This window comes from Quadrisphaera granulorum (assembly GCF_003149145.1).
GTDB classification, from domain to species: Bacteria; Actinomycetota; Actinomycetes; order Actinomycetales; family Quadrisphaeraceae; genus Quadrisphaera; species Quadrisphaera granulorum.
On the sequence record NZ_QGDQ01000033.1, the window covers coordinates 1 to 25,213 of the forward strand.

Annotated in this window: 21 protein-coding genes; 17 read left to right on the top strand and 4 right to left on the bottom strand. The window is 72.2% G+C overall.

What is annotated here, in order from left to right; all coding sequences use genetic code 11:
- Nucleotides 1–209 precede the first annotated feature (209 nt).
- Nucleotides 210–2,360: a vWA domain-containing protein gene (locus tag BXY45_RS19355; RefSeq protein ID WP_109776172.1), complete on the bottom strand. Its 2,151-nt coding sequence runs from the start codon at nucleotides 2,358–2,360 to the stop codon at nucleotides 210–212.
- Nucleotides 2,361–2,411: 51 nt separating this feature from the next.
- Nucleotides 2,412–3,854, bottom strand: coding sequence for a sigma 54-interacting transcriptional regulator (locus BXY45_RS19360; RefSeq protein WP_109776214.1), 1,443 nt, complete (start codon nucleotides 3,852–3,854; stop codon nucleotides 2,412–2,414).
- A gap of 195 nt (nucleotides 3,855–4,049) precedes the next feature.
- Between BXY45_RS19360 and BXY45_RS19365 the strand changes: the two genes are divergently transcribed.
- Nucleotides 4,050–5,504 (top strand): replication-associated recombination protein A, encoded by a 1,455-nt coding sequence (locus tag BXY45_RS19365; protein WP_245961931.1) that lies wholly within the window; start codon nucleotides 4,050–4,052, stop codon nucleotides 5,502–5,504.
- Here the strand turns inward: BXY45_RS19365 and BXY45_RS19370 are convergent.
- A complete protein-coding gene (locus BXY45_RS19370; RefSeq protein ID WP_109776174.1) occupies nucleotides 5,479–6,642 on the bottom strand; it encodes a GGDEF domain-containing protein in 1,164 nt (387 codons plus the stop codon). The genes BXY45_RS19365 and BXY45_RS19370 overlap by 26 nt on opposite strands.
- Nucleotides 6,643–6,907: 265 nt before the next feature.
- Between BXY45_RS19370 and rpsD the strand changes: the two genes are divergently transcribed.
- Complete coding sequence (gene rpsD, locus BXY45_RS19375) at nucleotides 6,908–7,534, top strand: 30S ribosomal protein S4 (protein WP_109776215.1); 627 nt, start codon at nucleotides 6,908–6,910, stop codon at nucleotides 7,532–7,534.
- On the opposite strand, the gene BXY45_RS19380 is transcribed toward rpsD, so the two are convergent.
- On the bottom strand, nucleotides 7,522–8,736 hold the full coding sequence (locus tag BXY45_RS19380) for a GGDEF domain-containing protein (protein WP_109776175.1): 1,215 nt from the start codon (nucleotides 8,734–8,736) through the stop codon (nucleotides 7,522–7,524). The two genes, rpsD and BXY45_RS19380, sit on opposite strands and share 13 nt — an antisense overlap.
- A 152-nt stretch (nucleotides 8,737–8,888) precedes the next feature.
- Here BXY45_RS19380 and BXY45_RS19385 point away from each other — a divergent pair, with 152 nt between their 5' ends.
- The 15 genes from BXY45_RS19385 to BXY45_RS19455 all read left to right on the top strand — a co-directional run bounded on the left by BXY45_RS19385 (nucleotide 8,889) and on the right by BXY45_RS19455 (nucleotide 25,153).
- A complete protein-coding gene (locus BXY45_RS19385) occupies nucleotides 8,889–9,269 on the top strand; it encodes a DUF948 domain-containing protein (protein ID WP_109776176.1) in 381 nt (126 codons plus the stop codon).
- Nucleotides 9,270–9,271: 2 nt separating this feature from the next.
- Entirely contained in the window at nucleotides 9,272–9,544 is a 273-nt protein-coding gene (locus BXY45_RS19390) for a hypothetical protein (RefSeq protein WP_109776177.1), read from the top strand.
- A 97-nt stretch (nucleotides 9,545–9,641) separates the two neighbouring features.
- Nucleotides 9,642–12,377: an alanine--tRNA ligase gene (gene alaS / locus BXY45_RS19395; RefSeq protein ID WP_109776178.1), complete on the top strand. Its 2,736-nt coding sequence runs from the start codon at nucleotides 9,642–9,644 to the stop codon at nucleotides 12,375–12,377.
- A gap of 25 nt (nucleotides 12,378–12,402) precedes the next feature.
- Nucleotides 12,403–12,879: a Holliday junction resolvase RuvX gene (gene ruvX / locus BXY45_RS19400; protein WP_109776179.1), complete on the top strand. Its 477-nt coding sequence runs from the start codon at nucleotides 12,403–12,405 to the stop codon at nucleotides 12,877–12,879.
- 35 nt (nucleotides 12,880–12,914) lie between these two features.
- Entirely contained in the window at nucleotides 12,915–14,096 is a 1,182-nt protein-coding gene (gene mltG, locus BXY45_RS19405; protein WP_109776180.1) for an endolytic transglycosylase MltG, read from the top strand.
- 2 nt (nucleotides 14,097–14,098) lie between these two features.
- Complete coding sequence (locus BXY45_RS19410; RefSeq protein ID WP_109776181.1) at nucleotides 14,099–14,998, top strand: shikimate dehydrogenase; 900 nt, start codon at nucleotides 14,099–14,101, stop codon at nucleotides 14,996–14,998.
- Between the two features lie 198 nt (nucleotides 14,999–15,196).
- Nucleotides 15,197–16,762, top strand: a complete 1,566-nt coding sequence (locus tag BXY45_RS19415; RefSeq protein WP_109776216.1) for a GspE/PulE family protein — start codon at nucleotides 15,197–15,199, stop codon at nucleotides 16,760–16,762.
- Complete coding sequence (locus BXY45_RS19420) at nucleotides 16,749–17,651, top strand: HDOD domain-containing protein (RefSeq protein WP_109776182.1); 903 nt, start codon at nucleotides 16,749–16,751, stop codon at nucleotides 17,649–17,651. Before BXY45_RS19415 ends, BXY45_RS19420 begins: the two co-directional genes overlap by 14 nt.
- A 99-nt stretch (nucleotides 17,652–17,750) precedes the next feature.
- A complete protein-coding gene (locus BXY45_RS19425) occupies nucleotides 17,751–19,001 on the top strand; it encodes a type IV pilus twitching motility protein PilT (protein ID WP_281270628.1) in 1,251 nt (416 codons plus the stop codon).
- Nucleotides 19,002–19,003: 2 nt separating this feature from the next.
- The gene (locus tag BXY45_RS19430; protein ID WP_109776183.1) at nucleotides 19,004–20,338 is read left to right on the top strand and encodes a type II secretion system F family protein; all 1,335 of its coding nucleotides are present in this window, start codon (nucleotides 19,004–19,006) and stop codon (nucleotides 20,336–20,338) included.
- Between the two features lie 179 nt (nucleotides 20,339–20,517).
- Nucleotides 20,518–20,970 (top strand): type II secretion system protein, encoded by a 453-nt coding sequence (locus tag BXY45_RS19435; protein ID WP_109776218.1) that lies wholly within the window; start codon nucleotides 20,518–20,520, stop codon nucleotides 20,968–20,970.
- A gap of 117 nt (nucleotides 20,971–21,087) precedes the next feature.
- Entirely contained in the window at nucleotides 21,088–22,062 is a 975-nt protein-coding gene (locus tag BXY45_RS19440; RefSeq protein ID WP_109776184.1) for an Ig-like domain-containing protein, read from the top strand.
- Nucleotides 22,063–22,172: 110 nt separating this feature from the next.
- On the top strand, nucleotides 22,173–22,724 hold the full coding sequence (locus BXY45_RS19445; protein WP_146211284.1) for a hypothetical protein: 552 nt from the start codon (nucleotides 22,173–22,175) through the stop codon (nucleotides 22,722–22,724).
- Nucleotides 22,725–22,803: 79 nt separating this feature from the next.
- Nucleotides 22,804–24,375 (top strand): RICIN domain-containing protein, encoded by a 1,572-nt coding sequence (locus BXY45_RS19450; protein ID WP_109776186.1) that lies wholly within the window; start codon nucleotides 22,804–22,806, stop codon nucleotides 24,373–24,375.
- Nucleotides 24,365–25,153 (top strand): prepilin peptidase, encoded by a 789-nt coding sequence (locus tag BXY45_RS19455; RefSeq protein WP_109776187.1) that lies wholly within the window; start codon nucleotides 24,365–24,367, stop codon nucleotides 25,151–25,153. The genes BXY45_RS19450 and BXY45_RS19455 overlap by 11 nt, the downstream gene beginning before the upstream one ends.
- Nucleotides 25,154–25,213 lie beyond the last annotated feature (60 nt).

The window sequence follows — 25,213 nt, forward strand, 5'->3', positions numbered from 1 at the left end:
GCGCGCCGTGACCGGTTGGAGCGGGAGTTCGGGTGGCGGGTGTTGCCGGCGCGCAAGGGGGCGGTGCTGGGGCGGTCGTTGGAGCTGGAGCTGGCATTCGGGGAGCTGCTGGGAATGGCTCCGAAGACCCGCGTCCGTGCGTGGTGAGGGTGGCGGACGCCCATGATCACGGCGGGAGGGTGGCGGACGCCCATGATCACGGCGGGAGGTCAGGAGACGCGGCGGCTGCCCGAGCCGCCGTTCCTGGCGCGCAGGTAGTCCGACACCACGAACTCCCCGAGCCGCTCCAGCGACGGCGCGAACACCCGCCCGCCGTTGCGCCGCGCCATCGCGTCGGCGAAGCGCCGCAGGCCCGGGTCCTCGCCCAGCAGGAACGTGTTGATCGCCACGCGCGAGCGCGTCATGGCGTCCACCTCGCCGATCGTCCGCCGCAGCGTCTCCGGCGACGTCGGCCAGTCGAACCACGCCTCGCCGTCGTCGTCGAGGTGCGCCGTCGGCTCACCGTCCGTGACCACCAGGACGATCGGCTGCGCGTCCGGGTGCCGCGACAGGTGCCGGCGCGCCAGCGCCAGCGCGTGCTGCAGGTTGGTGCCCTGGATCCACGCCGGCTCGACCGCGGCCAGCTCGGCCGTGGACATCGTCCGCGCCGTCCTGTCGAACCCGATGATCTCGAACGCGTCGCTCGGGTGCTGCGTCGCCACGAGGTGCGCCAGCGCCATCGCGGTCTGCTTCATCGGCGCCCACCGGTCCTCGGCGTACATCGACCACGACAGGTCCACGCACAGCGCCACCGCCGCGCTGGAGCGCCGCTCGGTCTCGGCCACCGCGAAGTCCTCCGGCAGCAACCGCACCCCCCTCTGCTCGAAAGAGGAGGACGACGACGACGGCGAGCGCGTCGCCGCGGAGCGCATGACGGCCCGGCGCACCGTGGCGACGGCGTCGAGCGGTTGCTCGTCACCGAACTGCCACTCCCGCCAGGTGCCCGTGGCCTCACCGGCCGCACCGGCGGAGCGCTCGTCGTGCGAGCCCCTCCGAGACGACTCGAGGTCGGCGAAGACCCGGCGTAGCGCGGTCTGGCCGAGCCGGCGCAGCGCCTTGGGGGACAGCTGCAACTGGCTGGCCGGTCCGGTCAGCCAGCCCTGCCGCTTGAGCTCGCGCTCCAGCTCGGCGAGACGGCGCAGCTGGTGGGCGGCGCCGGTGCCCAGCTGGCGCTCGACAGCTTCGACGTCGACGTCGTCCAGCCCCTGTCCTGGCCCGTCCATCGCCAGCTGGTCGTCGAGATCGTCCAGGTCCGCCAGTTCGGCCAGCGCCCCCGTGGCGTCGTCCATCCCGAGAGGCTGGGAGCCGTTGAAGGACTCCCGCCCACGACCCCGCATGAAGGCGCCGGGGCGCAGGTCCTGCAGGTGCTGGTTGAGCGCGCTGACCTCGGCCTCGAGCCCGGCGTCGGCCATGGCCTGCGCCATGAGCTGCTGCAGCTGGCTGCGCTCCTCCTTCGACAGCGACCGCATGAGCCGCTGCATGGCGGCGGCGCGCTGTGCGAGGGCGTCGAGCAGCTCGTCGACGTCGCGCGGGTTCTCCGGGAACGCCTCGCCGTGCTTGTCCATGAACTCGGCGAACTGCTGCGTGGTGTCCTCACCGCGCTCGTGCGCGGCGAGCAAGGCGTTGAGGTCCCCGAGGAGCTCCTTGACGCCCTCCATCGACGGCCCGGACTGACCCTGGCCGCCCTCGCCGCCCTGACCCTGCTGACCCATCTGTCCGAGCCCGGGGATCTGCGCCCGCAGCGCCTGCTGGCGAAGGTCGTCGAGGATCTCCTCGTACAGCTGCTTCGCCGCCGGTGAGGTCCAGTCGTAGTCGGCCAGCTCACGGACCGCCGCTGCCGTGCGCCGCGGCAGCGCGTCGAGCTGGGCGTGCGCCAGCTGCGCCTCCATCACGTCGGCCGCCGCGCTGTCAGTGCTGCCCGCGCTGTCTGCGGCGTCCGGGCCGTCGGCGGCACCCGCGTCCTCGCCGCTGGCCGACTGCCGCTCGGCGGCCTCGGCGGCCTTCTGGTCCAGCGCCGAGCGCTCGGTGGTCAGCGCCTGGTCGAGCTTCTCCCGCGCCTGCTGCAGCGACCCGGCCAGGTCGCCGGAGGCGCGGAGCTGCTCGCGCCGGCGCCGCACGCGTTCCCGCAGCTCGTCGAGCCCTTCCCGGCGGCCTCGGTCGTCCTCGAGTCCGCGCCGCAGGAGGTCGCGCAGCGCCTCGGCCAGCGACCGCCCCTGCATGACATCCCGTCCGATCGCGTCGACCGCCGCGCGCACGTCGTACGGAGGGGCGAGCGGGTCAGCGCCGCCGTCCCACGCGCCGTACCGGTAGGCCCTGCTCATCGCGTCCCCCTCGCAGCCCGCGCCGCCGTCGTCGTCGTCCTGCTCAGCCCGTCAGCCGCCGTAGACGGCGCGGTCGCCGTGGCCGTCGCTGCCGGCCTCGACGTCCTTGGCCAGCCGCCGCGTCAGGTGCAGGCCTTCGAGCACCATCTCCACCCCGGACGCGGCCTGGCCGGGGGTCGGGGCCTCGGGCAGGTCGAGCCGTGCCAGCACGCGCGCCAGCCCCTCGACCCGCCCCACCTGCGCGAGCAGCTCGGAGCTGCTCACCAGCTCGCCCGTGAAGACCGTGCCGCCCTCGGAGACCAGCGACGTGAAGCCCGACAGGTCGGCGCCGCCGAGCCGGGCCCGGAAGACCTCCGCCACGGCCGTGCGGAGCAGGTGGACGAGCACCTCCTCCTCGCGGCCCTCCTCGCCGGACTCGAACTCGACCTTGCCACGCAGCGTCGGCACCACGCCGTAGGTGTCGCCCACGCGCGCCACGGGTTCGTCGCCCGTGAGCGCTGCGCGCCGCAGCGCCGCTCCCGACAGCGTCTCGGCGGCGGCCACGGCGAAGCGCGCCGAGACGCCGGAGCGCGCGTCGACCGCGGGCGACTCGCGCACCGCCCGCGTGAACCGGGCCACCACCTCGAGCAGGTGGCGCGGCACGTCGGCCACGAGTCGGGCCTCCTGGGCCACGAGCTCCACCTCGAGGTCGACGTCGAGCGGGTAGTGCGTGCGCACCTCCGCCCCGAACCTGTCCTTGAGCGGCGTGATGATGCGGCCGCGGTTGGTGTAGTCCTCGGGGTTGGCGCTGGCGACGACGAGCACGTCGAGCGGCAGCCGCAGCGTGTAGCCGCGGACCTGCACGTCACGCTCCTCGAGCACGTTGAGCAGCGAGACCTGGATGCGCTCGGCGAGGTCGGGCAGCTCGTTGACGGCGAAGATCCCGCGGTGCGTGCGCGGCACCAGGCCGAAGTGGATGGTCTCGGGGTCGCCCAGCGTGCGGCCCTCGGCGATGCGGACCGGGTCGACGTCGCCGATGAGGTCACCGACGGACGTGTCCGGCGTGGCCAGCTTCTCCGCGTACCGCTCGGAGCGGTGACGCCAGGTGACCGGCAGGTCGTCGCCCAGTTCGCGCGCCCGGCGGACCGAGGCCGGGGTGATGGGCTCCAGGGGGTGCTCGCCCAGCTCGGAGCCCTCGATGACGGGCGTCCACTCGTCGAGCAGCGCCACGAGGGAGCGGATGAGGCGGGTCTTGCCCTGGCCGCGCTCCCCGAGGAGCACGAGGTCGTGCCCGGCGAGCAGGGCCCGCTCCACCTCGGGCAGCACGGTGTCGTCGAAGCCGACGACGCCGGGGAAGCGGGGCTCGCCGGCGCGCATGCGGGCCAGGAGGTTCTCGCGCAGCTCGGCCTTGACCGAGCGGGGCTGCGCCTGGGGCAGGCCGCTGTTGCGCAGGGCGCCCAGCGTGGTGGGCAGGTCGGTCGGTGCGGTGGGAAGGACGGACGTCGTGTGCGTCACCACCTCACGCTACGTCCGGATCGTCCGGAACGCGCCACCTCGTCCCTCACCCTCTCCGTGATCATGGACGACAGGTGCGCCTTCCCGCCGTGATCATGGGCGTCCGCCACCCTCGCAGGTGGCGGACGCCCATGATCACGGTCGGAGGTCTCATGATCACGGAGAGGGGAAGGGGGGCGTGCTGGGATGGGCGCCGTGAGTGACCTGTTCAGCGACGGCCTCGGGGAGGACGACGACGAGAGCGGCGCCGGCCGCCACGGGGCTGCGCCCCCACCGCGCTCCGTCCGGGCCCCGCTGGCCGTCCGGATGCGCCCTCGCACCCTCGACGAGGTCGCCGGTCAGCAGCACCTGCTCACCCCCGGCGCGCCGCTGCGCCGCCTCGTGGAGGGAGGCGACGGCCGCGCCGGGCCGGCCTCGGTGCTGCTCTGGGGTCCGCCCGGCACGGGCAAGACGACTCTGGCCCACGTGGTCGCGCGCGGCACCGGGTGGCGCTTCGAGGAGCTCAGCGCCGTCACCGCCGGCGTCAAGGACGTCCGCCGCGTGCTCGACGCCGCCAAGACCGCCCGCGACCTCCACGACCGCCGGACCGTCCTCTTCCTCGACGAGATCCACCGGTTCACCAAGGCCCAGCAGGACGCCCTGCTCCCCGGCGTGGAGGAGCGCTGGGTGGTGCTGATCGCCGCCACCACGGAGAACCCCAGCTTCTCCGTGGTCTCACCGCTGCTCAGCCGCTCCCTGCTGCTGCGCCTGGCGCCGCTCACCGACGACGACGTCCGCGACCTGCTCCAGCGCGCCGTCTCCGACCAGCGCGGTCTGGCCGGCCAGGTGGCCCTCGACGACGACGCACTGGCCCACCTCGTCCGGCTGGCCGGGGGTGACGCTCGCCGGGCCCTCACGGCCCTGGAGGCGGCTGCCGGCCTCGCGCTGGACGCCCGCGCGTCCTCGTCGTCGTCCTCAGAACCCGAGGAGGACGACGACGGCGACTGCGACGACGCTGCCGCCGCGGCTGGCGCCGCCCGCGTCGACCTGGCGGCGGCCGAGCGGGCCGTCGACATCGCCGCGGTGCGATACGACCGCGGCGGGGACCAGCACTACGACGTCGCGAGCGCGCTCATCAAGAGCCTGCGAGGCTCCGACGTCGACGCCGCCCTCCACTACCTCGCGCGCATGCTGGAGGCGGGGGAGGACCCCCGCTTCGTGGCCCGGCGGCTGGTGATCTCGGCGAGCGAGGACGTCGGCATGGCCGACCCCAGCGCCCTGCAGACGGCGGTGGCCGCAGCCCAGGCGGTGCAGCTCATCGGGATGCCGGAGGCGCGGATCGTGCTGGCCCAGGCCGTGGTGCACCTGGCCACCGCCCCCAAGAGCAACGCCGCCTACCTGGGGATCGACGCGGCCATCGCGGACGTGCGCGCCGGCCGCGGCGGTCCGGTGCCGCCGCACCTGCGCGACGCGCACTACGCCGGGGCGCAGAAGATCGGCCACGGTCAGGGCTACGTGTACGCCCACGACGCCCCGCACGCGGTGGCCTCGCAGCAGTACGCCCCGGACGACCTCGCCGGCCGCGAGTACTACCGACCCACCGACCGCGGGGTGGAGCGCGACATCGGCGCCCGCCTGCAGCGGATCAGGGCGCTCCTGCGCCAGCGTTGAGTTCCACGGCGCTGGCGTCGTCGTTGGAGTCGTTGGAGTCGTTGGAGTCGTCGGTCGTCCCGGCGGCCGACGCCAGCACCACGCAGTTCCTGCCGGTGCGCTTGGCGGTGTAGAGGGCGATGTCGGCCCGGGCGATGAGCCGGTGCACCTCCGCGACCGGGTCGGCATCCGGGGCCGGGGGATCGCTCGTCGTGCTGACGGTGACGCCGATGCTCACCGTGACGGCGCGCCCGTGCGGCATGGGCGCCTCGCTCACGGCCTGGCGTAGCCGCTCGGCCGACGCCATGGCCGCCTCCGCGTCGGGCCAGCGGCCCACCCACGCGAACTCCTCGCCGCCGTGACGCACGAGGAGGTCGGTCGCGCGGACGTGCTGGCGCATGACGTCGGCAACCGCCCGCAGCACGACGTCGCCCGCGGCATGGCCGAATTCGTCGTTGACGCGCTTGAAGTGGTCGACGTCGACGACGGCGACGCCGATGTGGCCACCCCCGTCCCGGGCACGGGAGTCGAACGGGGCGCCGAGGGCGGCGACACCCCAGGCGTCACCCCTCGCGGCGTGCTCCTCCAGCCCGCGGCGATTGAGGAGGCCTGTCAAGGGGTCGGTGACCGCCTGGCGCAGGGCGGTGTCTGCCGCGTCGCGCAGCCGCGACTCCAGGCGCAGCATGACGAGTGTCGGCGTGAGCACCGAGATCATCGTGCAGGCGGCGGCAAAGATCCCCAGCCCGATCCCGGCGCGGGCGCCCACTGCAGTAAACGAGACAGCGACGGACGCGACGGCCGCCGTAGCGAGCACCACCCGGACGACGCTGGCGCTCCAGCGGATCCCCGTGGCGATGGGGATGGTGACCAGGGCTACCGCGGTGCACCACGGCACGCCGGGGATGGCGCTGAACACGCCCATCGTCGCCATCGCGACCACGTGACCGAGCGGGATGACGGCGGCCTCGCGCCCGACGTCTCCCCGTCGCACGATGGTGTACGAGCCGGCGCACAGCCACCAGACGCCGCACGTGGCGGTCAAGGCGATCTGCGGACCGGCCGTCGCCGCCGCCCACGGCAGGGGGACCTCGCCGGTGGCCTGCACTGCGAGCAGCACGGCGTGAGCTGCCGCGATGAGCAGCCCCAGCGCCGACGGCAACCACCAGCGATCCTGTGGTGCGGCCGACCTCCGAAGGAGATCCACCCTCCGTGCATCGGTCGTTGTGCGTGCCGGCTTGACCGGTGAGCTGCGGTAGTGTTCTCCGCTGGTGCTGAGCCCGTCGTCTGATGACGGGGGAGCGCCTCGTGGTCACCGCCCCAGCCGGGGCGTGGAGGCCGCCGTCGTTCGCTGGTCGTCCCGCTCGGTCCGAGTGGCGGGGTCACCGACCACGAGTGCCCGCCCCGAGAAGGAGAGTCACCAGCTCGTGTCCCACTCCAACCGCAACCGTCGCCAGGTCCGCCTGTCCCGCGCCCTCGGGGTGCCGCTCACGCCGAAGGCGGCGCGCTACTTCGAGGTCCGCCCCTACCCACCGGGCGAGCACGGCCGTGCCCGTCGCCGCACGGAGTCCGAGTACTCCCTGGGCCTGCGCCAGAAGCAGCTCCTGCGTGCTCAGTACGGCATCCGTGAGGCGCAGCTGCGCAACACGTTCGAGGAGGCCCGCCGTTCGCAGGGCCGCACCGGTGACGTGCTCGTCGAGCTGCTCGAGATGCGCCTCGACGCCCTCGTGCTGCGCTCCGGCCTGGCCCGCACCATCGCTCAGGCGCGCCAGCTCGTGGTGCACCGCCACATCCTCGTCGACGGCGTCCGTGTCGACCGTCCGTCGTTCCGCGTGAGCCCGGGCCAGATCATCTCGGTGCACTCCAAGAGCGCCTCGCTGACGCCGTTCCAGGTGGCTGCTGCCGGCGCCCACCGCGACGTCCTGCCGACGCTGCCGGGTTACCTCGAGGTGCAGCTGGCCGACCTCAAGGTCCGCCTGGCTCGTCGCCCCACCCGCGAGGAGATCCCCGTGACCTGTGAGGTCTCTCGCGTCGTCGAGTTCTACGCTCGCTGACCCGCGATCTCAGCAGTCCCCGCGGCGGCCGCCGCCGAGGGCTTGCCGGAGCCCCCGTCCCGCACCTGCGGGGCGGGGGCTCTGTCGTGGGTGCTGGCTCTGTCGTCGGTGCCGTCGTTTCCGTGGTGGGGGTCGGCGTCAGTGGGCAGCTGAGGTGCCGCGAGGACGACGCGGTCGCGTCCCGCGCGCTTGGCCTCGTAGAGCGCGACGTCGGCGCGGACCAGCAGGCGCGAGAGCGCCTCGGCGTCCGGCGCCGCGTGTGTGGCGTCGGTCGAGAACGCCACTCCCGCGCTCGTGGTGACGGGTATGCCCTGCGACGGCGCGGCGGCCACCGCAGCGCGTAGACGGTCGGCGCTGGCGTGGGCCTCCTCGGCGTCGGCCCAGCTACCCACCCAGGCGAGCTCCTCCCCACCGAGGCGTACGAGCAGGTCACCCTGGCGGGTGTGCGCGCGCATGACGTCGGCCACGCGCCGGAGCACGTCGTCGCCGGCGTCGTGGCCGTGCTCGTCGTTGATGCGTTTGAAGTGGTCGAGGTCCAGTGCCACGACGGCCGCCCGGTGACCCCCGGGCGCGGCGGCGCGCACCGCACCGAACGCCTGCGCCAGCGCTCTGCGGTTGAGCAGCCCGGTCAGCGGGTCCGTCCGCGCCGCCTGGTCCGCCCGGGCCAGCGCCTCGTCCAGTGCGGCCTTGGCGGACAGCACCAGCTGGCAGGCGCCCAGGGTGGCCGCCACGGTGAAGCCGGCGACGGCCAGGCTGGTGACCGAGGTTCCGAAGGTGCCCAGCTGCAGCATCACCTGGCCTACGAGCACGACGGGGAGCACGACTCGCGCCACGGCCAGCGACGTGAAGGAGCACGTCGAGAGGAGCATCCCCACGAGGCCCACGGCGATGAAGGCCACGTGCGTCGGAGGCTGGGCGAACAGACCGTTGACGACGGCGATCACGGCTCCGGTCGAGCAGAGCCCGGCGACCTCTCCGTCGCGCAGGCGCGTGCCGCGCGTCTTCACCCAGACCAGCAGCACCACCCAGACGCCGGCGCTCGCGAGGATCACATCGACGCGGGCGGGTGCGCCGGTCAACCAGATCACCAGCAGATGGACGGCATGCACCGCGAGGACGGTGTACGCCTGGTAGCCCAGCGTCGCGGCAGCGGACCAGGTCCCGACGTCCGGTCCGCTCAGCGACGGGACGAGGCGGGCCATGAAGGGAAGATCGACAGCTCTTGGGTCTCCTTGAGCTGGTGCGCTCATCCGCCGCACCACGCGAACGCCGCCACCTGGCCTCGGACGCCTGCGCGGTAGGGTCGCCGGGCACCCCGCTGGTTGGGTCACCGCCCCAGAACTCAGGAGTCCCCTTGTCCGTCGGAGATGTCGCGGGGCTCATCGCGGCCCTCGCCTTCGTCGTCCTGGTCGCCCTGCTGGCGCGGCCCATCCTCAAGCTGGGCCAGGTGCTCGACGAGGCCCGCGCCGCCATCAAGGGCGTGTCCGACTCCACCGTCCCGCTCATCGCCGAGGTGACCACCACGGTCGGCCAGGCGAACGAGCAGATGGAGAAGATCGACACCATCACCACGAACGCGGCGCAGATCACCACTAACGCCTCGGCGCTGACGGCGCTGTTCGCCGCCACGCTCGGCTCGCCGGTGGTGCGGGTCGCGGCCTTCACCTACGGCGTCCGCCAGGCCGTCAACGGTCGTCGCGCGGGTCGCCGCGCCGCCGCCCGTCAGGGGGCCTGAGCGTGGGCAAGCTCGTGCTCGTCGGCCTGGGCGTGGTGGCCGCTGCCGTCGGCGCCGTGCAGGCGGCGCGCTCGGTGAGCACGTCGCAGGGCGGCTGGGCGGGTCTGTCCGAGGGGGTGCGCGCGTTCGCTGCCGACGTGCGCGCCGGCGCTGCCGAGCGCGAGGAGGAGCTGCGCATCGCCCTCGGTGTCGACACCGGCACCCTCGACGAGGCCACCGCCCGCGACCTGCTCGAGAACCCCACCGCGCCGCGGCGCGGCCTGCACGCGGGCTGACGTCCGCCGGCTGCGCGGCTCGCCCCGTGGGCCGGCCCTCAGCAGCTGCCGCTGCTTCCTTCCCCGAACTCACGTAGACCACCCCAGGAGGGGACCCGTGGAGACCGCCGAGATTCGCCGGCGCTGGCTCGACTTCTTCGAGGCCCGTGGCCACACCGTCGTGCCGAGCGCCTCGCTCATCAGCCCCGACCCCACGCTGCTGTTCACGGTGGCCGGCATGGTGCCGTTCATTCCCTACCTCACGGGTCAGCAGACCCCGCCGTACCCGCGTGCCACCAGCGTGCAGAAGTGCGTGCGGACCCTCGACATCGACGAGGTCGGCAAGACCACGCGCCACGGCACGTTCTTCCAGATGAACGGCAACTTCTCCTTCGGCGACTACTTCAAGGAGGGGGCGATCTCCTACGCGTGGGAGCTCGTCACCACCCCGCAGGACCAGGGCGGCTACGGCTTCGACCCTGACAAGATCTGGACCACCGTCTACACCGACGACGACGAGGCGCTCGGGCTGTGGCGCCGCATCGCCGGCCTGCCGGCCGAGCGCGTGCAGCGCCTGGGCATGGAGGACAACTACTGGTCCACCGGCCAGCCCGGCCCGGCCGGCCCGTGCTCGGAGATCTACATCGACCGTGGCCCCGCCTACGGGCCCGACGGCGGTCCGGCCAACGACCCGGCCGGAGACCGCTACCTGGAGATCTGGAACCTCGTCTTCATGCAGTTCCAGCGCGGTGAGGGGCAGGGGAAGGACTTCCCGATCCTCCACGAGCTGCCGAAGAAGAACATCGACACCGGCATGGGGCTGGAGCGCGCCGCGCTGCTCCTGCAGGGCGTCGACAACATGTACGAGATCGACCAGGTGGCCCCCGTGCTGCGGCACGCGGCCCAGCTGGCCGGGGTTGGCTACGGCGCCGACCGCGAGGCCGACGTCCGGCTGCGCGTGGTGGCCGACCACGTGCGCGCCTCGCTCATGCTCATCGGTGACGGCGTCACGCCCGGCAACGAGGGCGGCGGCTACGTGCTGCGTCGCCTCGTGCGCCGCGCGGTCCGCGCGATGCGTCTGCTCGGCGTGGACGCCCCGACGCTGCCGGAGCTGCTGCCGGTCTCCCTGGAGGCCATGGCTCCGGCCTACCCGGAGCTGCGCGAGGGCTTCAGCCGCATCAGCGCGGTCGCCTACGCCGAGGAGGAGGCCTTCCGGCGCACCCTCGTGTCGGGCACCACGATCCTCGACACCGCGGTGGCCCAGGCGAAGAAGGCGGCCGCGTCCGCCGGAAGCAACGGCGGTGCTCCTGTGCTCTCGGGAGAGCGCGCCTTCGAGCTGCACGACACCTTCGGCTTCCCCATCGACCTCACCCTGGAGATGGCCGCCGAGCAGGGCGTCTCGGTGGACGCCGAGGGCTTCCGCCGTCTCATGACCGAGCAGCGCACCCGCGCCCGCGAGGACGCCCGCGCCAAGCGCGCTGGTCGGACGGACACCGCGGGCTACCGCCAGGTCGCTGACGACCTGGGCCGGGATGTGGACTTCCTCGGTTACGAGGTGCTCTCCGCGGAGGGCCGTGTGGCGGGTCTGCTGCGCGACGGCGTCAGTGTTCCGGTGGCACTGGCCGGCGACGACGTCGAGCTCGTCCTCGACAGGACACCCTTCTACGCCGAGAGCGGCGGCCAGCTGGCCGACCACGGCCGCCTGACCGTGAACGGCCCCGCGGGCGTGCGCGCGGTCATCGACGTCACCGACGTCCAGCGGCCTATCCCCGGCCTCAACGTCCACCACGCCACCGTGGTGTCCGGCGAGGTGGCCGTCGGTGACCCGGTGGAGGCCGTCGTCGACGCCTCCCGCCGCTTGGCCATCGCCCGTGCCCACACCGCGACGCACCTCGTGCACCAGGGCCTGCGCGACTCCCTCGGCCCGGACGGCACCCGCCAGGCCGGCTCCGAGAACGCCCCGGGCCGCCTGCGGTTCGACTACACGGCCCTGGCCGCGCCGTCCGCGGCCCAGCTGGCCGACGTCGAGGCCGAGGTCAACACCTTCCTCGCCGACGACCTGCCCGTCACCACCACCGTCACCGATCCGGACTCCGCCCGCCGCGCCGGCGCCCTGGCGTTCTTCGGCGACAAGTACGGCGACCGCGTCCGCATGGTGGGCATCGGCGAGTGGTCGAAGGAGCTGTGCGGTGGCACGCACGTGCAGCGCACCGGCCAGCTCGGCGTCGTCGCGCTGCTGGGGGAGCAGTCCATCGGCTCCGGTACCCGCCGCGTGGAGGCTCTCGTCGGCCCCGACGCGCACGCCCACCTGGCGCGTGAGTCCGCCCTGGTCAGCCAGCTGACGGGGCTGCTCAAGGTGCGCTCCGAGGAGCTGCCCGACCGCATCGCCGCCCTCCTCGACCAGCTCAAGGAGGCCGACAAGACCATCGCGGCTGCCCGCGCCAAGGAGGTGCTCGCCGGGGCCGGTGCGCTGGCGGCGGGCGCCGAGGTGCTGCCCGGTGCCGCGCAGGTGCGCCTCGTCGCCACGAGCGCTGGCGAGGTCGCCTCCGCCGACGACCTGCGCACCCTCGCGCTCGACGTCCGCGGTCGCCTCGGCGAGTCCGCTTCCGTCGTCGCCGTCGGGGGGGTCGCCAAGGGCCGGCCCGTCGTTGTCATCGCCACCAGCCCCGCGGCCCGCGCCGCGGGCCTCAAGGCCGGTGCGCTCGTGCGCGTCGCCGCGACCACTCTCGGTGGCGGTGGGGGCGGCAAGGACGACGTCGCGCAGGGCGGCGGCACCGACGCGTCGGCGCTGCCCGCCGCACTCGACGCCGTGCGCTCCGCGGTGGCTTCCACCGTCGGCGCTGCCGTCTCCTGAGGCGTCGCAGAGCTGTGAGGAGCCGGTGAGACGGGGCGTCCGGCTCGGCGTGGACGTCGGGTCGGTGCGCGTCGGACTCGCCGCGAGCGACCCGAGCGGCTTCATCGCAACACCCGTCGAGACGCTCAAGCGTGACCGTGCGCAGGGCTCTGACCTGCGACGCATTGTCACCGAGGTCGCTGAACGGGACGTCGTCGAGATCATCGTCGGGTTGCCCGTGTCACTGTCGGGGCGCGAAGGTCCCGCGGCGGCGGCTGTGCGTGACTACGCTGCTGAACTGGCAGGCAGAGTCGTGCCGGTGCCGGTGCGACTCGTGGACGAGCGGTTGAGCACCGTCAGCGCCCACCAGGCGTTGACGGCCTCCGGGCGGTCGGGCCGGCGCCACCGCGAGGTGGTCGACCAGGTCGCGGCAGTGCTCATCCTGCAGACGGCCCTTGACGCGGAGCGCGCCACGGGTCGGCCGCCGGGGTCGACCGTCGACCCCGGGCCCGCGCCGGGCTGACGCCGCGGCACGGGGGGAAGGGGCGAGGCGCGTCGATGGCTGGCTTGTCGCTGGAAGACCTGCCGGGGACCCCGGAGTCCCGCTCGTCCTCCCGGGACGGCGCGGGTCGGGGTCCAGGGCCTTCGCAGCGCAGAGCCGGACGCGGTGACCGTGACGGCCGTCGCCGTCGTCGTCAGCGCATCACCCTCGTGGTGCTGGCCGTGTGCGCCGTCCTCTTCGGAGCCTCCGTCGTGCTGGTGGGTGGGCAGCTCAAGGAGATCGTCGCGAGCGTCACCGACAGCGGCGACTACTCCGGCGACGGCAGCGGCTCGGTGACCGTGCAGATCCCCGATGGCGCGTCCGGCCGGACGATCGGCTCGGTGCTGGCGAAGGCCGGCGTGGTGAAGACGCCAGGGGCGTTCGTCTCCGCGGCCGCGGAGAACCCTCAGGCGGCGTCGATCCAGCCCGGCACCTACGAGCTGCGCCAGGAGATGTCCGCGGCCTCCGCGATCTCCCTGCTGCTCGATCCGGCCGCGCGCTCCTCCTGGAAGGTGCAGGTGCCCGAGGGCTACACCGCCGCCCAGATCTACCAGCGCCTGTCCGAGGCCACAGCCCTGCCGGTCTCCGATTACGAGGCGGCCGCCAAGGACCCCCAGCTCGGGTTGCCTGCCGACGCGCAGGGTGCCGTCGAGGGCTACCTGTTCCCCGCCACGTACACGTTCGACCCCGGGACCTCGGCGCTCCAGCAGCTGCAGGCCATGGTGCAGCGCACCGAGAAGGCGATGAACGACGTCGGTTTCCCCGCCGACCCCGCCGAGCGCCACCGCCTCATGACCGAGGCGAGCCTGGTGCAGAAGGAGGGCGCCAACGCCGAGGACATGGCCAAGGTCGCCCGGGTCATCGAGAACCGCGTCACCGCGGGCAAGCCGCTGCAGTTCGACACCACCGTTAACTACGCCACCGGTAAGACCGGTCTGACGACGACGCCCGAAGACCGCCAGAACCCGTCGCCGTACAACACGTACCTGCACCCGGGTCTGCCGCCGGGGCCCATCGCCTCACCCGGTGAGGACGCCATGCGCGCCGCGCTGAACCCGACGCCGGGTGATTGGCAGTTCTTCGTCGTCGTCAACCCCACGACGGGTGAGACGAAGTTCGCCGCGACCTACGCCGAGCACCAGCAGAACGTGGCCGAGTTCCAGGCCTGGCTGCGCGCCAACCCGCAGCAGCAGGGCTGATCGTGAAGGCTGCCGTCTGGGGCTCACCGATTGCCCACTCCCTGTCGCCCGCCCTGCACCGGGCTGCCTACTCGGCGCTCGGGCTGGACTGGACGTACGACCGTCGCGAGGTTGACACGGCGGCGCTGCCCGCGGCCTTCGCCGAGCTCGACGCCGGCTGGGCGGGCGTCTCCCTCACCATGCCGCTCAAGCAGGCGGTGATCCCGCTGCTGGCCAGTGCGTCCGACCTGGCGCTGGCGGTGGGCTCCGTCAACACCCTGGTGCCCGTCGAGAAGCCCGTCTCCGGATCCATGCCTGACAGCCCCGTCGCGTGGCGGGGCGTGAACACCGACGTGCACGGCATCATCGCGGCGCTCGCCGAGGTGGGCCTGGACCGGGCGACGACGGCGGTGGTGCTCGGCGGCGGCGCGACGGCCGCCTCCGCCGTGGCAGCGCTCGCGAAGCTGGGCGTCACCGAGCCCGTCGTCGTCGTGCGCTCCGTGGAGCGCGCGTGGCCCCTGCTGGAGGTCGGCGAGCGGCTCGGGGTGCGGGTGGCGCTCCGTCCCTGGGGCGATCCCCTCGAGGTGGCCCGCGTACTGGCGGGGTGCGACGCGGCGGTCTCGACAGCGCCCGCCGGTGCCGCGGACGCCGTCGCCGGAGCCCTCTCCCGTGCCCTGGGCGGCCGACCGCCGGCGGGAGCTCTGCTCGACGTCGTCTATGCCCCCTGGCCGACCGCGCTGGCGCAGGCCTGGGCGGCGACCGGGGGAGACGCCGTGGGCGGGTTCTCCATGCTCGTCCACCAGGCGGAGCGGCAGGTGCAGCTCATGACGGGACGCTCCGCGCCGCTCGAGGTGATGCGGGCCGCCGGAGAGGCGGCGATGGCCGTGGTCGACGCGCGCACGGACCAGCTCGTCACCCGCTGACCCGCCCTGCCCGTTGACCTGCACTGCCCGCTGACACGCCGATCCGCTGAGCCGGCCGGGCGGCACTGTCCTCCGGACGGCCCACCATCCGAGCGCGCCGGGTCAACCGCCGGCGCCGACCTGTCGACGTTCCTGCCGTCGCTGCTGACGGTGCGGGCGACGTTGACGGCGGCTGACGGCTGCCGGCCGGAGGTGTGGATGCTGCACGCAGACGGGACCCGGGGTGCGCGCGGGCGCGAGGTGCCCGTGCTCGACCTGTCGGTCACCCCCGTCGATCCGGCGGCCGTGCTGCGCCTGCCCGTCGCCCTGTGCCGCCGGCACGCCGTGCTGCCCATCGCTCTGGCCGGCGGGCGTCTGCTCGTGGTCATGGCCGACCCCGGCGACGTCGTCGCCCTCGACGACGTGCGGGCCCTCGCCGGTGCCGAGGTGCAGGTGGCGCAGGCCCTGCGGGCCGACGTCCTGGCTGCCATCGACAGGCACTGCCGCGACGACGCCGACCTCGACCTGCTCACCGACCAGGTCGCCGCGCAGACCTCCGCTGCCCAGGCCCCGGGCGGACGTGGGGCGGAGTCGCTGTTCGAGGGTGATGCGGCCAGCGAGTCTCCCGTGGTGCGCTTCGTCGACTCGATGGTGGCGCGCGCGGTGGCCGACCGTGCCAGCGACGTGCACATCGACCCGGGGGAGGACCGCACGCGCGTCCGCTACCGCATCGACGGGGTGCTGCACGACGTGCTGGAGCTGTCGCCGTCGGTGCACGCAAGCCTGGTCTCGCGGCTCAAGGTCATGGCCGACCTGGACATCGCCGACCGTCGCGTCCCACAGGATGGCCGCCTTACGGTGATGGCCGGTGGGCGGGAGGTCGGGCTGCGCCTGGCGACCCTGCCGACGGTGTGGGGCGAGAAGCTCGTCCTGCGCGTGCTCGACGAGTCGACGGTGCGCCTGGACCTGGCCCAGTTGGCGTTCGGTGACGCGAACCGGCGCCGCTACGAGGCGGCCTACCGCCGTCCCTACGGGATGGTGCTGGTCACGGGCCCGACGGGCTCCGGCAAGTCGACCACGCTGTACGCGACGCTCAACGCCGTCAGCCGCCCGGAGCTCAACGTCATCACCGTCGAGGACCCGGTGGAGTACCGCCTCCCGGGCCTCAACCAGGTGCAGATCAACCCGCGCACGGGCATGACGTTCGCCAGGGCGCTCCGATCGATCCTGCGTTCCGACCCCGACGTCGTCCTGCTCGGGGAGATCCGCGACGCCGAGACCGCGACGATCGCCGTCGAGGCCTCGCTCACGGGTCACCTCGTGCTGTCGACGTTGCACACCAACGACGCGCCCTCGGCGGTGACCCGCCTGGTGGAGATGGGCGTGGAGCCCTACCTCGTGGGCTCGGCGCTGGCGTGTGTGGTGGCGCAGCGGTTGGCGCGCCGTCTGTGCGACCGGTGCAAGGAGCCCTACCGCGCCGCCGGTGAGGAGGTCTGGGGCAGCGGCCTGCCGTGGCCGCACCTGCCCGAGGGGGAGCCCGTGGTGCTCCACCGCCCGGTGGGGTGCGCCGCGTGTGCCCGCACCGGGTACCGCGGGCGGCTGGCCCTGCACGAGGTAATGGCCGTGGACGAGGACGTCGAGCGCCTCGCCGTGCAGCGTGCGCCGAGCGGTCAGATCGGCGCGCTGGCGCGGGAGCGGGGCATGGTGCCGCTGCTGCAGGACGGGCTCGCCAAGGTGCTCGACGGCCACACAACGGTGGGGGAGGTGCTCCGTGTCGCCGTCTGAGTTGCACGCTGGGCTGCCGGCGCCTTCGCGCGAGGAGCTGTTCGCCGCTGTCGGTCACCTCGGTGCTCGCCGTCCGGTCGCGGCCCGCGTCGTGGCCCTCGCGGCCGACCCGTCCGTGGGCGCGCGGGAGCTGGCGCACGTGCTGGGCGCCGACGTCGCGCTGGCCGCCCGCGTCGTCGCCCTCGCCAACAGCGCCGCGTACGGGCTGTCCGGGCGGGTCCGCACGGTCGCCTTCGCCGTGACGACCGTCGGTGCCGACACCGTGCGCGCGTTCGCCGCTGCCGCGGCCGCCGGCCTGGAGGGCGGTGAGGGCGTACCCGAGGCGTTCTGGTCGCGCTGCCGGCTGACCGCCACGGCCAGCGGGGAACTGTCCGGCACGTTCGGGCTGCCCGGGGGCGAGGCGTTCTGCCTGGGCCTGCTGTCAGCGCTCGGCCAGGCGGTGCTGTGGCAGACGGACGCTGCAAGTTATGCGGCCCTTCTCGACGACGACGACGTGCGCCGCGGCGGCCGTGCTGCTCTCGCGCGCGCCGAGCTCGCGCGGTACGGCGTTCGGCACAGCGAGCTGTCCGCGGAGGCCGTCGACTCCTTCGGCTTCCCCCCGGAGCTGGGGGAGGCGCTGCGCCAGCTCGACGCCGAGGACGCCGTCGACGTCGTCGACCCCATCGATGCCGTCCACGATGCGGCGCACCCCAGCGACACCCAGCCACTGACGCCGTGGCTGGCCTGCCTGCGCACCGCCGTCGAGGTCGCCGACCGTCTCGCCGCGCTGCCGGACGAGCAGGACCCGCGTCAGGACCTCGCCGTCCTGTCCGGGGGAGCTGTGACGGAGGACGACGCGGAAGCCCTCCGGGTCCGCGTCACCGCGGCGCTGGCCGAGTCCACCTGGTAGAGCGCGCCCTATCACTCAAGCGGGTGCGTGCACCTGCCGAAGGCCACCTGGAGAGGGCGCGAGGCCCTCGTGCCGGCGTGCACCTCGGGAGGACCAGCGGTGAGCAGCTACGGGACGGGTGACCACGAGGGGCCGCTGCTGGCGCCCCCGGGAGCGCGCCCTGCGTCGGTCCCGGCGCAGGCGTCGCCTCCGACGGTGCCCGGCGCCCCGCCCGCTCCGACGGCTCCGCTGCCGCCCATGGGCGCGCGCCCGGGGGTCGGCGCGGGGGCTGCGCCGGACGAGGAGATGGTCGACGTCCCTGCGGTGCTGCGGGCCCTGGCCGCTCGCGGTGCCTCCGACCTGCACCTCACGGTCGGCGCTCCGCCGATGGCCCGCGTGCACGGTGAGTTGGAGCCCCTGGAGGGCTTCCCCGTGCTCAAGCCGGAGCCACTGAAGCGCTCGCTGTTCGCCGTCCTGACCCTCAAGCAGCGGCAGCGGTTCGAGGAGGAGATGGAGCTCGACTTCGCCCTGCCGGTGCCGGGCTACGGCCGTTTCCGCGTCAACCTGTACCGCCAGCGGGAGTCGGTCGGGGCAGTGTTCCGCGTCATTCCCACCGAGGTGAAGTCGCTGGAGTCGCTCGGCATGCCGCCGGTGCTGTCGAGCTTCGCGAACCTGCCGAGGGGGCTCGTGCTCGTCACCGGTCCGACGGGTTCGGGCAAGTCGACGACGCTCGCCGCGATCATCGACCAGGCCAACCGCACCCGCGCCGACCACATCATGACCGTCGAAGACCCCATCGAGTTCCTCCACAAGCACCAGCGCGCGATCGTCAACCAGCGCGAGGTGGGGGAGGACACCCGCTCGTTCGCGGCGGCGCTCAAGCACGTGCTGCGGCAGGACCCGGACATCATCCTCGTCGGTGAGCTCCGGGACCTGGAGACGATCTCCGTGGCGCTGACCGCCGCCGAGACCGGTCACCTCGTGTTCGCGACCTTGCACACGCAGGACGCCGCCCAGACCATCGACAGGATCATCGACGTCTTCCCCTCCGACCAGCACGCGCAGATCCGCACGCAGCTGGCCGGTGCGCTGCAGGGCGTCGTCTGCCAGACGCTGTGCAAGACGGCGGACGGCCGCGGCCGCGCTGCTGCCACCGAGGTGCTCGTGGCCACCCCCGCGATCCGCAACCTCATCCGCGAGGGCAAGACCCACCAGATCTACTCGATGATGCAGGCCGGGGCCCAGCAGGGCATGCACTCCCTGGACCAGCACCTCGCCAACCTCGTCCGCACCGGTCGCGTGACGTACGCGGAGGCGCGCTCGCGCTGCCACCACCCCGAGGACTTCGAGCGCCTCGCAGGGAGGGCCTGACCATGGCCGCACCCACCAAGAGCCTCGCCAAGGCCCCGACCAAGGCCAGGCCTGCGGCCAAGACCGTCGGCAAGGCCGCCACCAAGGGGCCCAGCTCCGTCTCGTCCGGGCAGTCGGGCACCGGCACGCAGTCGTTCGAGTACGTCGTCCGCGACGCCTCCGGCCGCAAGAAGGTCGGGAAGATGGAGGCGCGCAGCGAGGCGGCGCTGATCGCCAAGCTGCGCGCGTCGGGCCAGGCGCCGCTGTCCGTGAAGCTGGCGGGTCAAGGTCTGCAGCGGGAGATCACGCTGCCGTTCGGCAACAGTGTCAAGACCACCGACCTCGCCATCATGGCGCGGCAGTTCGCCACGATGGTGAGTTCGGGGCTGCCCCTGATGCGGGCGCTGAGCATCCTGGCGGACCAGACCGAGAACAAGGCGCTGGCCAAGGTCCTCGCTGAGGTCCGCACCGCTGTCGAGGAGGGTGGTTCGCTCTCCTCGGCTCTGGCTCGGTACCCGCGCGTCTTCCCGCCGCTCATGGTGAACATGACGCGCGCGGGTGAGGCGGGAGGTTTCCTCGATCAGTCGCTGCGACAGATCGCCGAGAACTTCGAGGCCGAGGCCAAGCTCAAGGCCAAGGTGCGCAGCGCCATGACCTACCCCGTGGTGGTCTTCTGCATCGCCATCCTCGCGGTGCTGGCGATGCTCATCTTCATCGTGCCCGTCTTCGCGACGATGTTCTCGCAGCTGGGTGCCCCGCTGCCGGGGCCGACGCAGCTGCTGGTGACGCTCTCGCACGGACTGCGGCTGTTCGGTCCTGTGCTGCTCGTGCTGGCCGTGGTGGGTGCTGTGGTCTGGGGGCGCGTCAAGCACCGCGACGACGTGCGCAACGTCGTCGACCCGATCAAGCTCAAGGTGCCCGTGTTCGGCAAGCTGACGGCCAAGATCGCCATCAGTCGCATGGCCCGCAACCTCGGCACGATGGTTCGCTCCGGTGTGCCGGTCATCCACGCTCTCGAGATCGTCGCGGGCACCACGGGCAACGTCGTCGTGTCCAAGGCTCTGCACGACTGCCAGGACAGTGTCCGCAACGGCGGCTCCCTCACCGGACCGCTCCTGGGGCACTCGGTGATCCCGCCGATGGTGGCGCAGATGATGGCCGTCGGTGAGGACACCGGCGCGCTCGACGCCATGCTCGAGAAGATCAGCGAATTCTACGACGAGCAGGTGGAAGCCACCACCGATGCGCTCACGTCGCTGATTGAGCCGCTCATGATCACCGGCCTCGGTGCCGTGGTCGGCGGCATGATCGTTGCTCTCTATATGCCGATCTTCTCGGTGTTCAACGTCATCCAGTGACGTGTGGAGTCTTCCGGGTGCCCGGGTCGCTGCGGCGGTCCGGGCACTCGTCCGTTCAGGGGAGGACCAGACGGGTGACCGGCGCCGCAGGGGGTCAAGCGAGGCATCCAAGGGTCGATGACTAGGTGGTGAAGCCTCCGGACTACGGGGGCTCCGATGATCGACAGAAGGGGAGCACCGTGCTCGCTCGGATCCGCAAGTCCACGGAGGAGAAGGACGCCGGCTTCACGCTCGTCGAGCTCCTCGTCGTCATGATCATCATCGGCATCCTGGCCGCGATCGCGGTGCCGGTCTTCCTGAACCAGCGCAAGAAGGCCGTCGACACCTCTATCAAGTCGGACATCACCGCCGTGGCGCAGGAGATGCAGACCGCCTACGTTGACGCGCAGACCTACTCGGGCACGGCATCCTTCCAGGACTCCAGCGCGGTCGTTCCTGACGTGAAGACCTCCGGCGGCAACGTCATCAAGGTGAAGCTCAACGCCGCGCCGGCCACCGCCACCGCGTTCTGCGTCATCGGCTACAACACCAAGGGCACGGCGATCTCTGACAGCGTGGTGTTCCAGTACGACAGCGCAACCGGCGGGCTTAAGGCCGGCGCCGCCGGGGCTCGCGAGGGCACCTGCGCCTGATCCGCCCAGCCTCAGAAGGGCCCGGACTCGACTCGAGTCCGGGCCCTTCGTGCGTTTGGTGCGCGTTCCGTGACCAGCCCTCAAGGCCCTGCCGAGACTGCCGATGGAGAGGACACCATGGACGTCTTCCGCAGGCAGCGCGCCGCGCAGCGCGAGCCCCGCCCCGAACGCGAGGCCGGGTTCACGCTGATCGAGGTCGTCGTTGCCCTCGTGCTCCTGGTGATCGTCGCCACCGCTGCCCTGCGCTTCAGCATGAGCGGCATCAGCAACACCGCTGCGCTCCAGCAGCGGCAGGGAGCCGTGGCCGTCGCGAACCAGGCGATGGAGCAGGTCCGCGCCGTCGTGCCCAATGCCGTGGTCCAGACCGACGGGAAGCTTCTGCCCACGGGGCTCGCCGCCGGTCGCAACGCTGTGGACGTCGCCGAGCAGTGGAGTAGCGCGGGCCTGCCCAACCTGTCGCAGACCTGGCAGGCGTCAGACCCCGCTGCGACGACGCGGGGCAGTTCCGCTGCTGTGCTTCCCCTCAGCTCGACGCCGAGGGTCGGCAAGACCGATTACGCCGTGAAGACCTTCATCGGCCTGTGCGACCGAGCCAGCTCCTCGACGAGCGCGGCGAACACGCCGTGCCAGGGCGTCGGGACGATGCCGACCTCGCCGGCCACCGGGTACGTGCGGATGGTGCGCGCGTTCGTCCAGGTCACCTGGACGCCGGTGGCTGCCTCGGCGTGCGCCACGGCCACCTGCTCTTACGTCGTCACCACGCTCATCGACCCCAACGCGGACCTGACCTGGAACGTCAACGACCCGGCGGTCGCGGTGAACGACAATCCTCTCGCGGGGACCAAGGGGAACACACAAATCATCGATGTGTTGGGCAACGACACGGGAGCGTCTCCCAAGGGCAACGACATCACCACTATGCAGACCCCGGGGCACAGCAATCCCACCCTTACAGCAAACGATGCTGCGGGCACTGTCACGTTCCAACCCAACCCGGGTTGGACGGGCACATACACCTTCCAGTACAAGTTCACGACCTCTAGCGGTGTTGTCTCGAACGTGGCGACGGTCACCGTCACGGTGAAGCCGTGATGGCCGAACGTTGGCGCCAGCGGCCCGTGACGGCTGGTCAGGCGAGCCGCGCGCTCCATAGGGAGCCACAGGGCGAGTCGGGGGCAACGCTCGTCGAGCTCGTTGTGGCCATGAGCCTGTTCGCGACCGTCCTCGCCGTGGTCATGACGGGGATCATGGGCATCTCACGCAGCACCGTGCGGGTCCAAGGCGCGGCCAGTTCCCAGACTGACGTCTGGGAGGTCTTCACCACCCTCGACCAGCAGGTGCGCTACGCCGACGCCATAAACCTGCCCGGCACGGTGGGGGACACGTCGTGGGTGGAGTACCGCGGCATCACTGCGGGCGGCGGCGAGCGCTGCTACCAGTGGCGCTACGTCTCGTCGACCGGCGTGCTGCAGACCCGCAGCTGGCTGGAGAGCGGCTCGCCGAGCGCGGGGAGCTGGAGCACCGTGCTGACCACGGCCCTCAGGAGTTCCACCGCCTCGCCGTTCACGACGCTGGCACCGACAGCGGCCCTGCCGCATCAGCAGCTCAAGGTCAACCTCGCGGTGACCGCCCGTGGCGACGGCGCCTCAGCCCTTTCCGCAGCCTTCGTCGCGCGGAACACCTCGTTGGCCTCTCCGGGGTACCAGAGCAGCACCGACAAGCCGGTTTGCAACCCGACGGCCAACCGCTCGTGATGGCCCGACGCCGCATCGTCCGTAGCGGGGGAGCCATCTCGGCCGTTGTCCCGTCTCCGAATCGCCCTGGAGCAGCATCGTGAAGCGTCTGGTAGACCCCCTGCGCCATCGTCTGCGCCGTCACATCGACGGTGAGGGCGAGCATGGTTCGGACGAGGGCGCGGCCCTGCTGCTCGTCATCATGCTCATGCTGGTCGTGGCGAGCCTCGGGGTCATCATCTCGATGTCGGTCATCCAGCAGACCGCCCCTGCAATGTTCATGCAGAAGCGCGCCTCGACGGTTTCGGCGGCAGAAGCGGGTCTTGATGCTGCGCTGAGCCAGATCCGCACGGCGGCGGGCTCGCCGGATGTGACCGGCAAGATCTACGGCTCGCCGACCAAGCTGCCCTGCGAGGTCTCCGGTGCGGTGAGTAACGCTTCACCGACGCTGTCGTACTACGTCGCCATCACCTACTGGACCGGCGATCCCACCTCGTCCAGCAGCACACGAATTGACTGTCCCGTGGCTTCGGGCAGCGGCAACACGCCCAAGATCGCCGTCCTCGCGTCGAAGGGATTGAGCGACGGCGTTCCTGGGCCAGCGACGTCGGCGGGTGACCGGCAGCTCAAGGCGACCTACGCCTTCAAGCTCACCAACGAAAACCGCCTAGGCGGCCTGATGATGCCTGTCGGTCAGGGCTGGTGCATCACGGCGAGCGGCTTCACCGAAGGAAGCACCCTGACCTACACCCCGATCGCTCAGTGCAGCGCGACCGAGCCCTCCCAGCTCTTCCAGTGGGACACGGACTACCGCATCCGCCTGAGCAGCACCACGGTCAAGGGATCCACCGCGCTCTGCCTGACGGGAGCGGTGGAGCAGACGGTGACGGTGACACTGCGCAAGTGCGACGCGAGCCGTGTCGACCAGCTGTACAGCTACAAGGACGGCACCGTCCTGTGGGGCCAGAAGGCCGACAACACTCGCGATGAAGGCCACTGCTTAATAGCCGACACCACCGACAACAACGCCCTCGCGGGCAAGCTGCTGAAGTATGGAACAAACTGCTGGGGCACTGGCGATGCCTGGGGTGCTTGGGCCCCCGCAGCGGCTTTCGGGGCCGGCGCAGCAGGCAAGGCGACCAACCAGATCGTTAACTACGCGCAGTTCGGCCGCTGCTTCGACATCGCCTATCTGTCGATGGGGTACCGGTACGAGTTCCTCTATCCGTGCAAGCAGGACCCGAGTGGCAGAACAGGCGTTGCCTGGAATCAAGCCATCACCTACCAGGAAAACGCAACCGACCAGGTGACGGCGCTGGACGGCAATAGCTCTTCGTCCACATACAACCAGACGATGTGCCTGACCACGGTGCCCTCGAACCAGAGCCAGCCCGCCAAGCCCTACTTCGACAGGTGCGCTCCCAAGGGGACAGACCCCACCCAGCTCTGGAAGCGCACCGGTGAAGTGCCCGGGAACTACGGCGCGAGCTACACCTTCATCGACACCTACGGACGGTGCATGGGATACGGCCCGTTGGACGAACCCAACAGGCTTGGCAACGTCATCGTGGTCGAGCCGTGCAGCGGCACGTCCGCGCAGAAGTGGAACGCCCCACCGGACGCCAGCCAGGCCAGCGTGAGCAGCGTTCACGAGGTCGTTCGTGGCTCCTGAGCCGCTGCTCGTCACCAGCGCAGCGCTCCTGGGCCTGCTCGTCGGGTCGTTCCTCAACGTCGTCGTCCACCGGGTGCCCCGCGGCCAGTCCGTGGCGTTCCCGCCCAGCGCGTGCCCGGTCTGCGACCACCGGGTGCGTGCCCGCGACAACGTCCCGGTGCTCAGCTGGTTGCTGCTGCGCGGGCGGTGCCGTGACTGCCGCGCTCGCATCAGCGCGCGGTACCCGCTGGTCGAGGCGGGCACGGCGGTCGCGTTCGCGGTGGTCACCGCGGTGGTCGGGCTCGACTGGTCGCTGCCGGCCTGGCTGTACCTGACGGCGATCTCGGTGGCGCTGGCGCTCATCGACCTCGACGTACACCGCCTCCCGGACGCCATCGTGCTGCCGTCCTACCCGGTCTCGGCGGTGCTGCTCACCGTGGCGGCCCTCGCGGACCACCGTCCGTCGGCGCTGCTCGGCGCGCTGCTCGGCGCCGTCGTCCTCGGAGGGATCTACCTGGCGCTGCACCTGGCCAGGCCCGACGGGATGGGCCTGGGAGACGTCAAGCTCGCCGGGTTGCTGGGCCTGCATCTGGGGTGGCTCGGGTGGGGTGAGCTCGCCGTCGGCGGCTTCCTCGCGTTCCTCCTCGGGGGGCTCGTGGCGCTGCCGATGGTGCTGGCCGGCCGCGCGGGACGGAGCACCGCTCTTCCTTTCGGCCCGTTCATGCTCGCCGGCGCCTTCGCCGCGCTCCTGGCCGGAGACGCCCTCGTGGGGGCGTACCTGGACCTCGCCGGGCTCTGAGCCCCCGCGCCACGGGCCTCGGTGACGCCCCAGTAGCCCCGGCGAACGGCTGAACCGTCC

Bases quoted from the DNA above. Each gene is read 5' to 3' on its own strand.
- BXY45_RS19430 (WP_109776183.1), top strand. From the start codon at position 19,004: ATGGCCGCACCCACCAAGAGCCTCGCCAAGGCCCCGACCAAGGCCAGG.
- BXY45_RS19380 (WP_109776175.1), bottom strand. From the start codon at position 8,736: ATGGCCCGCCTCGTCCCGTCGCTGAGCGGACCGGACGTCGGGACCTGG.
- BXY45_RS19445 (WP_146211284.1), top strand. From the start codon at position 22,173: ATGAGCCTGTTCGCGACCGTCCTCGCCGTGGTCATGACGGGGATCATG.
- BXY45_RS19440 (WP_109776184.1), top strand. From the start codon at position 21,088: ATGGACGTCTTCCGCAGGCAGCGCGCCGCGCAGCGCGAGCCCCGCCCC.
- BXY45_RS19355 (WP_109776172.1), bottom strand. From the start codon at position 2,360: ATGAGCAGGGCCTACCGGTACGGCGCGTGGGACGGCGGCGCTGACCCG.
- mltG (WP_109776180.1), top strand. From the start codon at position 12,915: ATGGCTGGCTTGTCGCTGGAAGACCTGCCGGGGACCCCGGAGTCCCGC.
- BXY45_RS19415 (WP_109776216.1), top strand. From the start codon at position 15,197: ATGCTGCACGCAGACGGGACCCGGGGTGCGCGCGGGCGCGAGGTGCCC.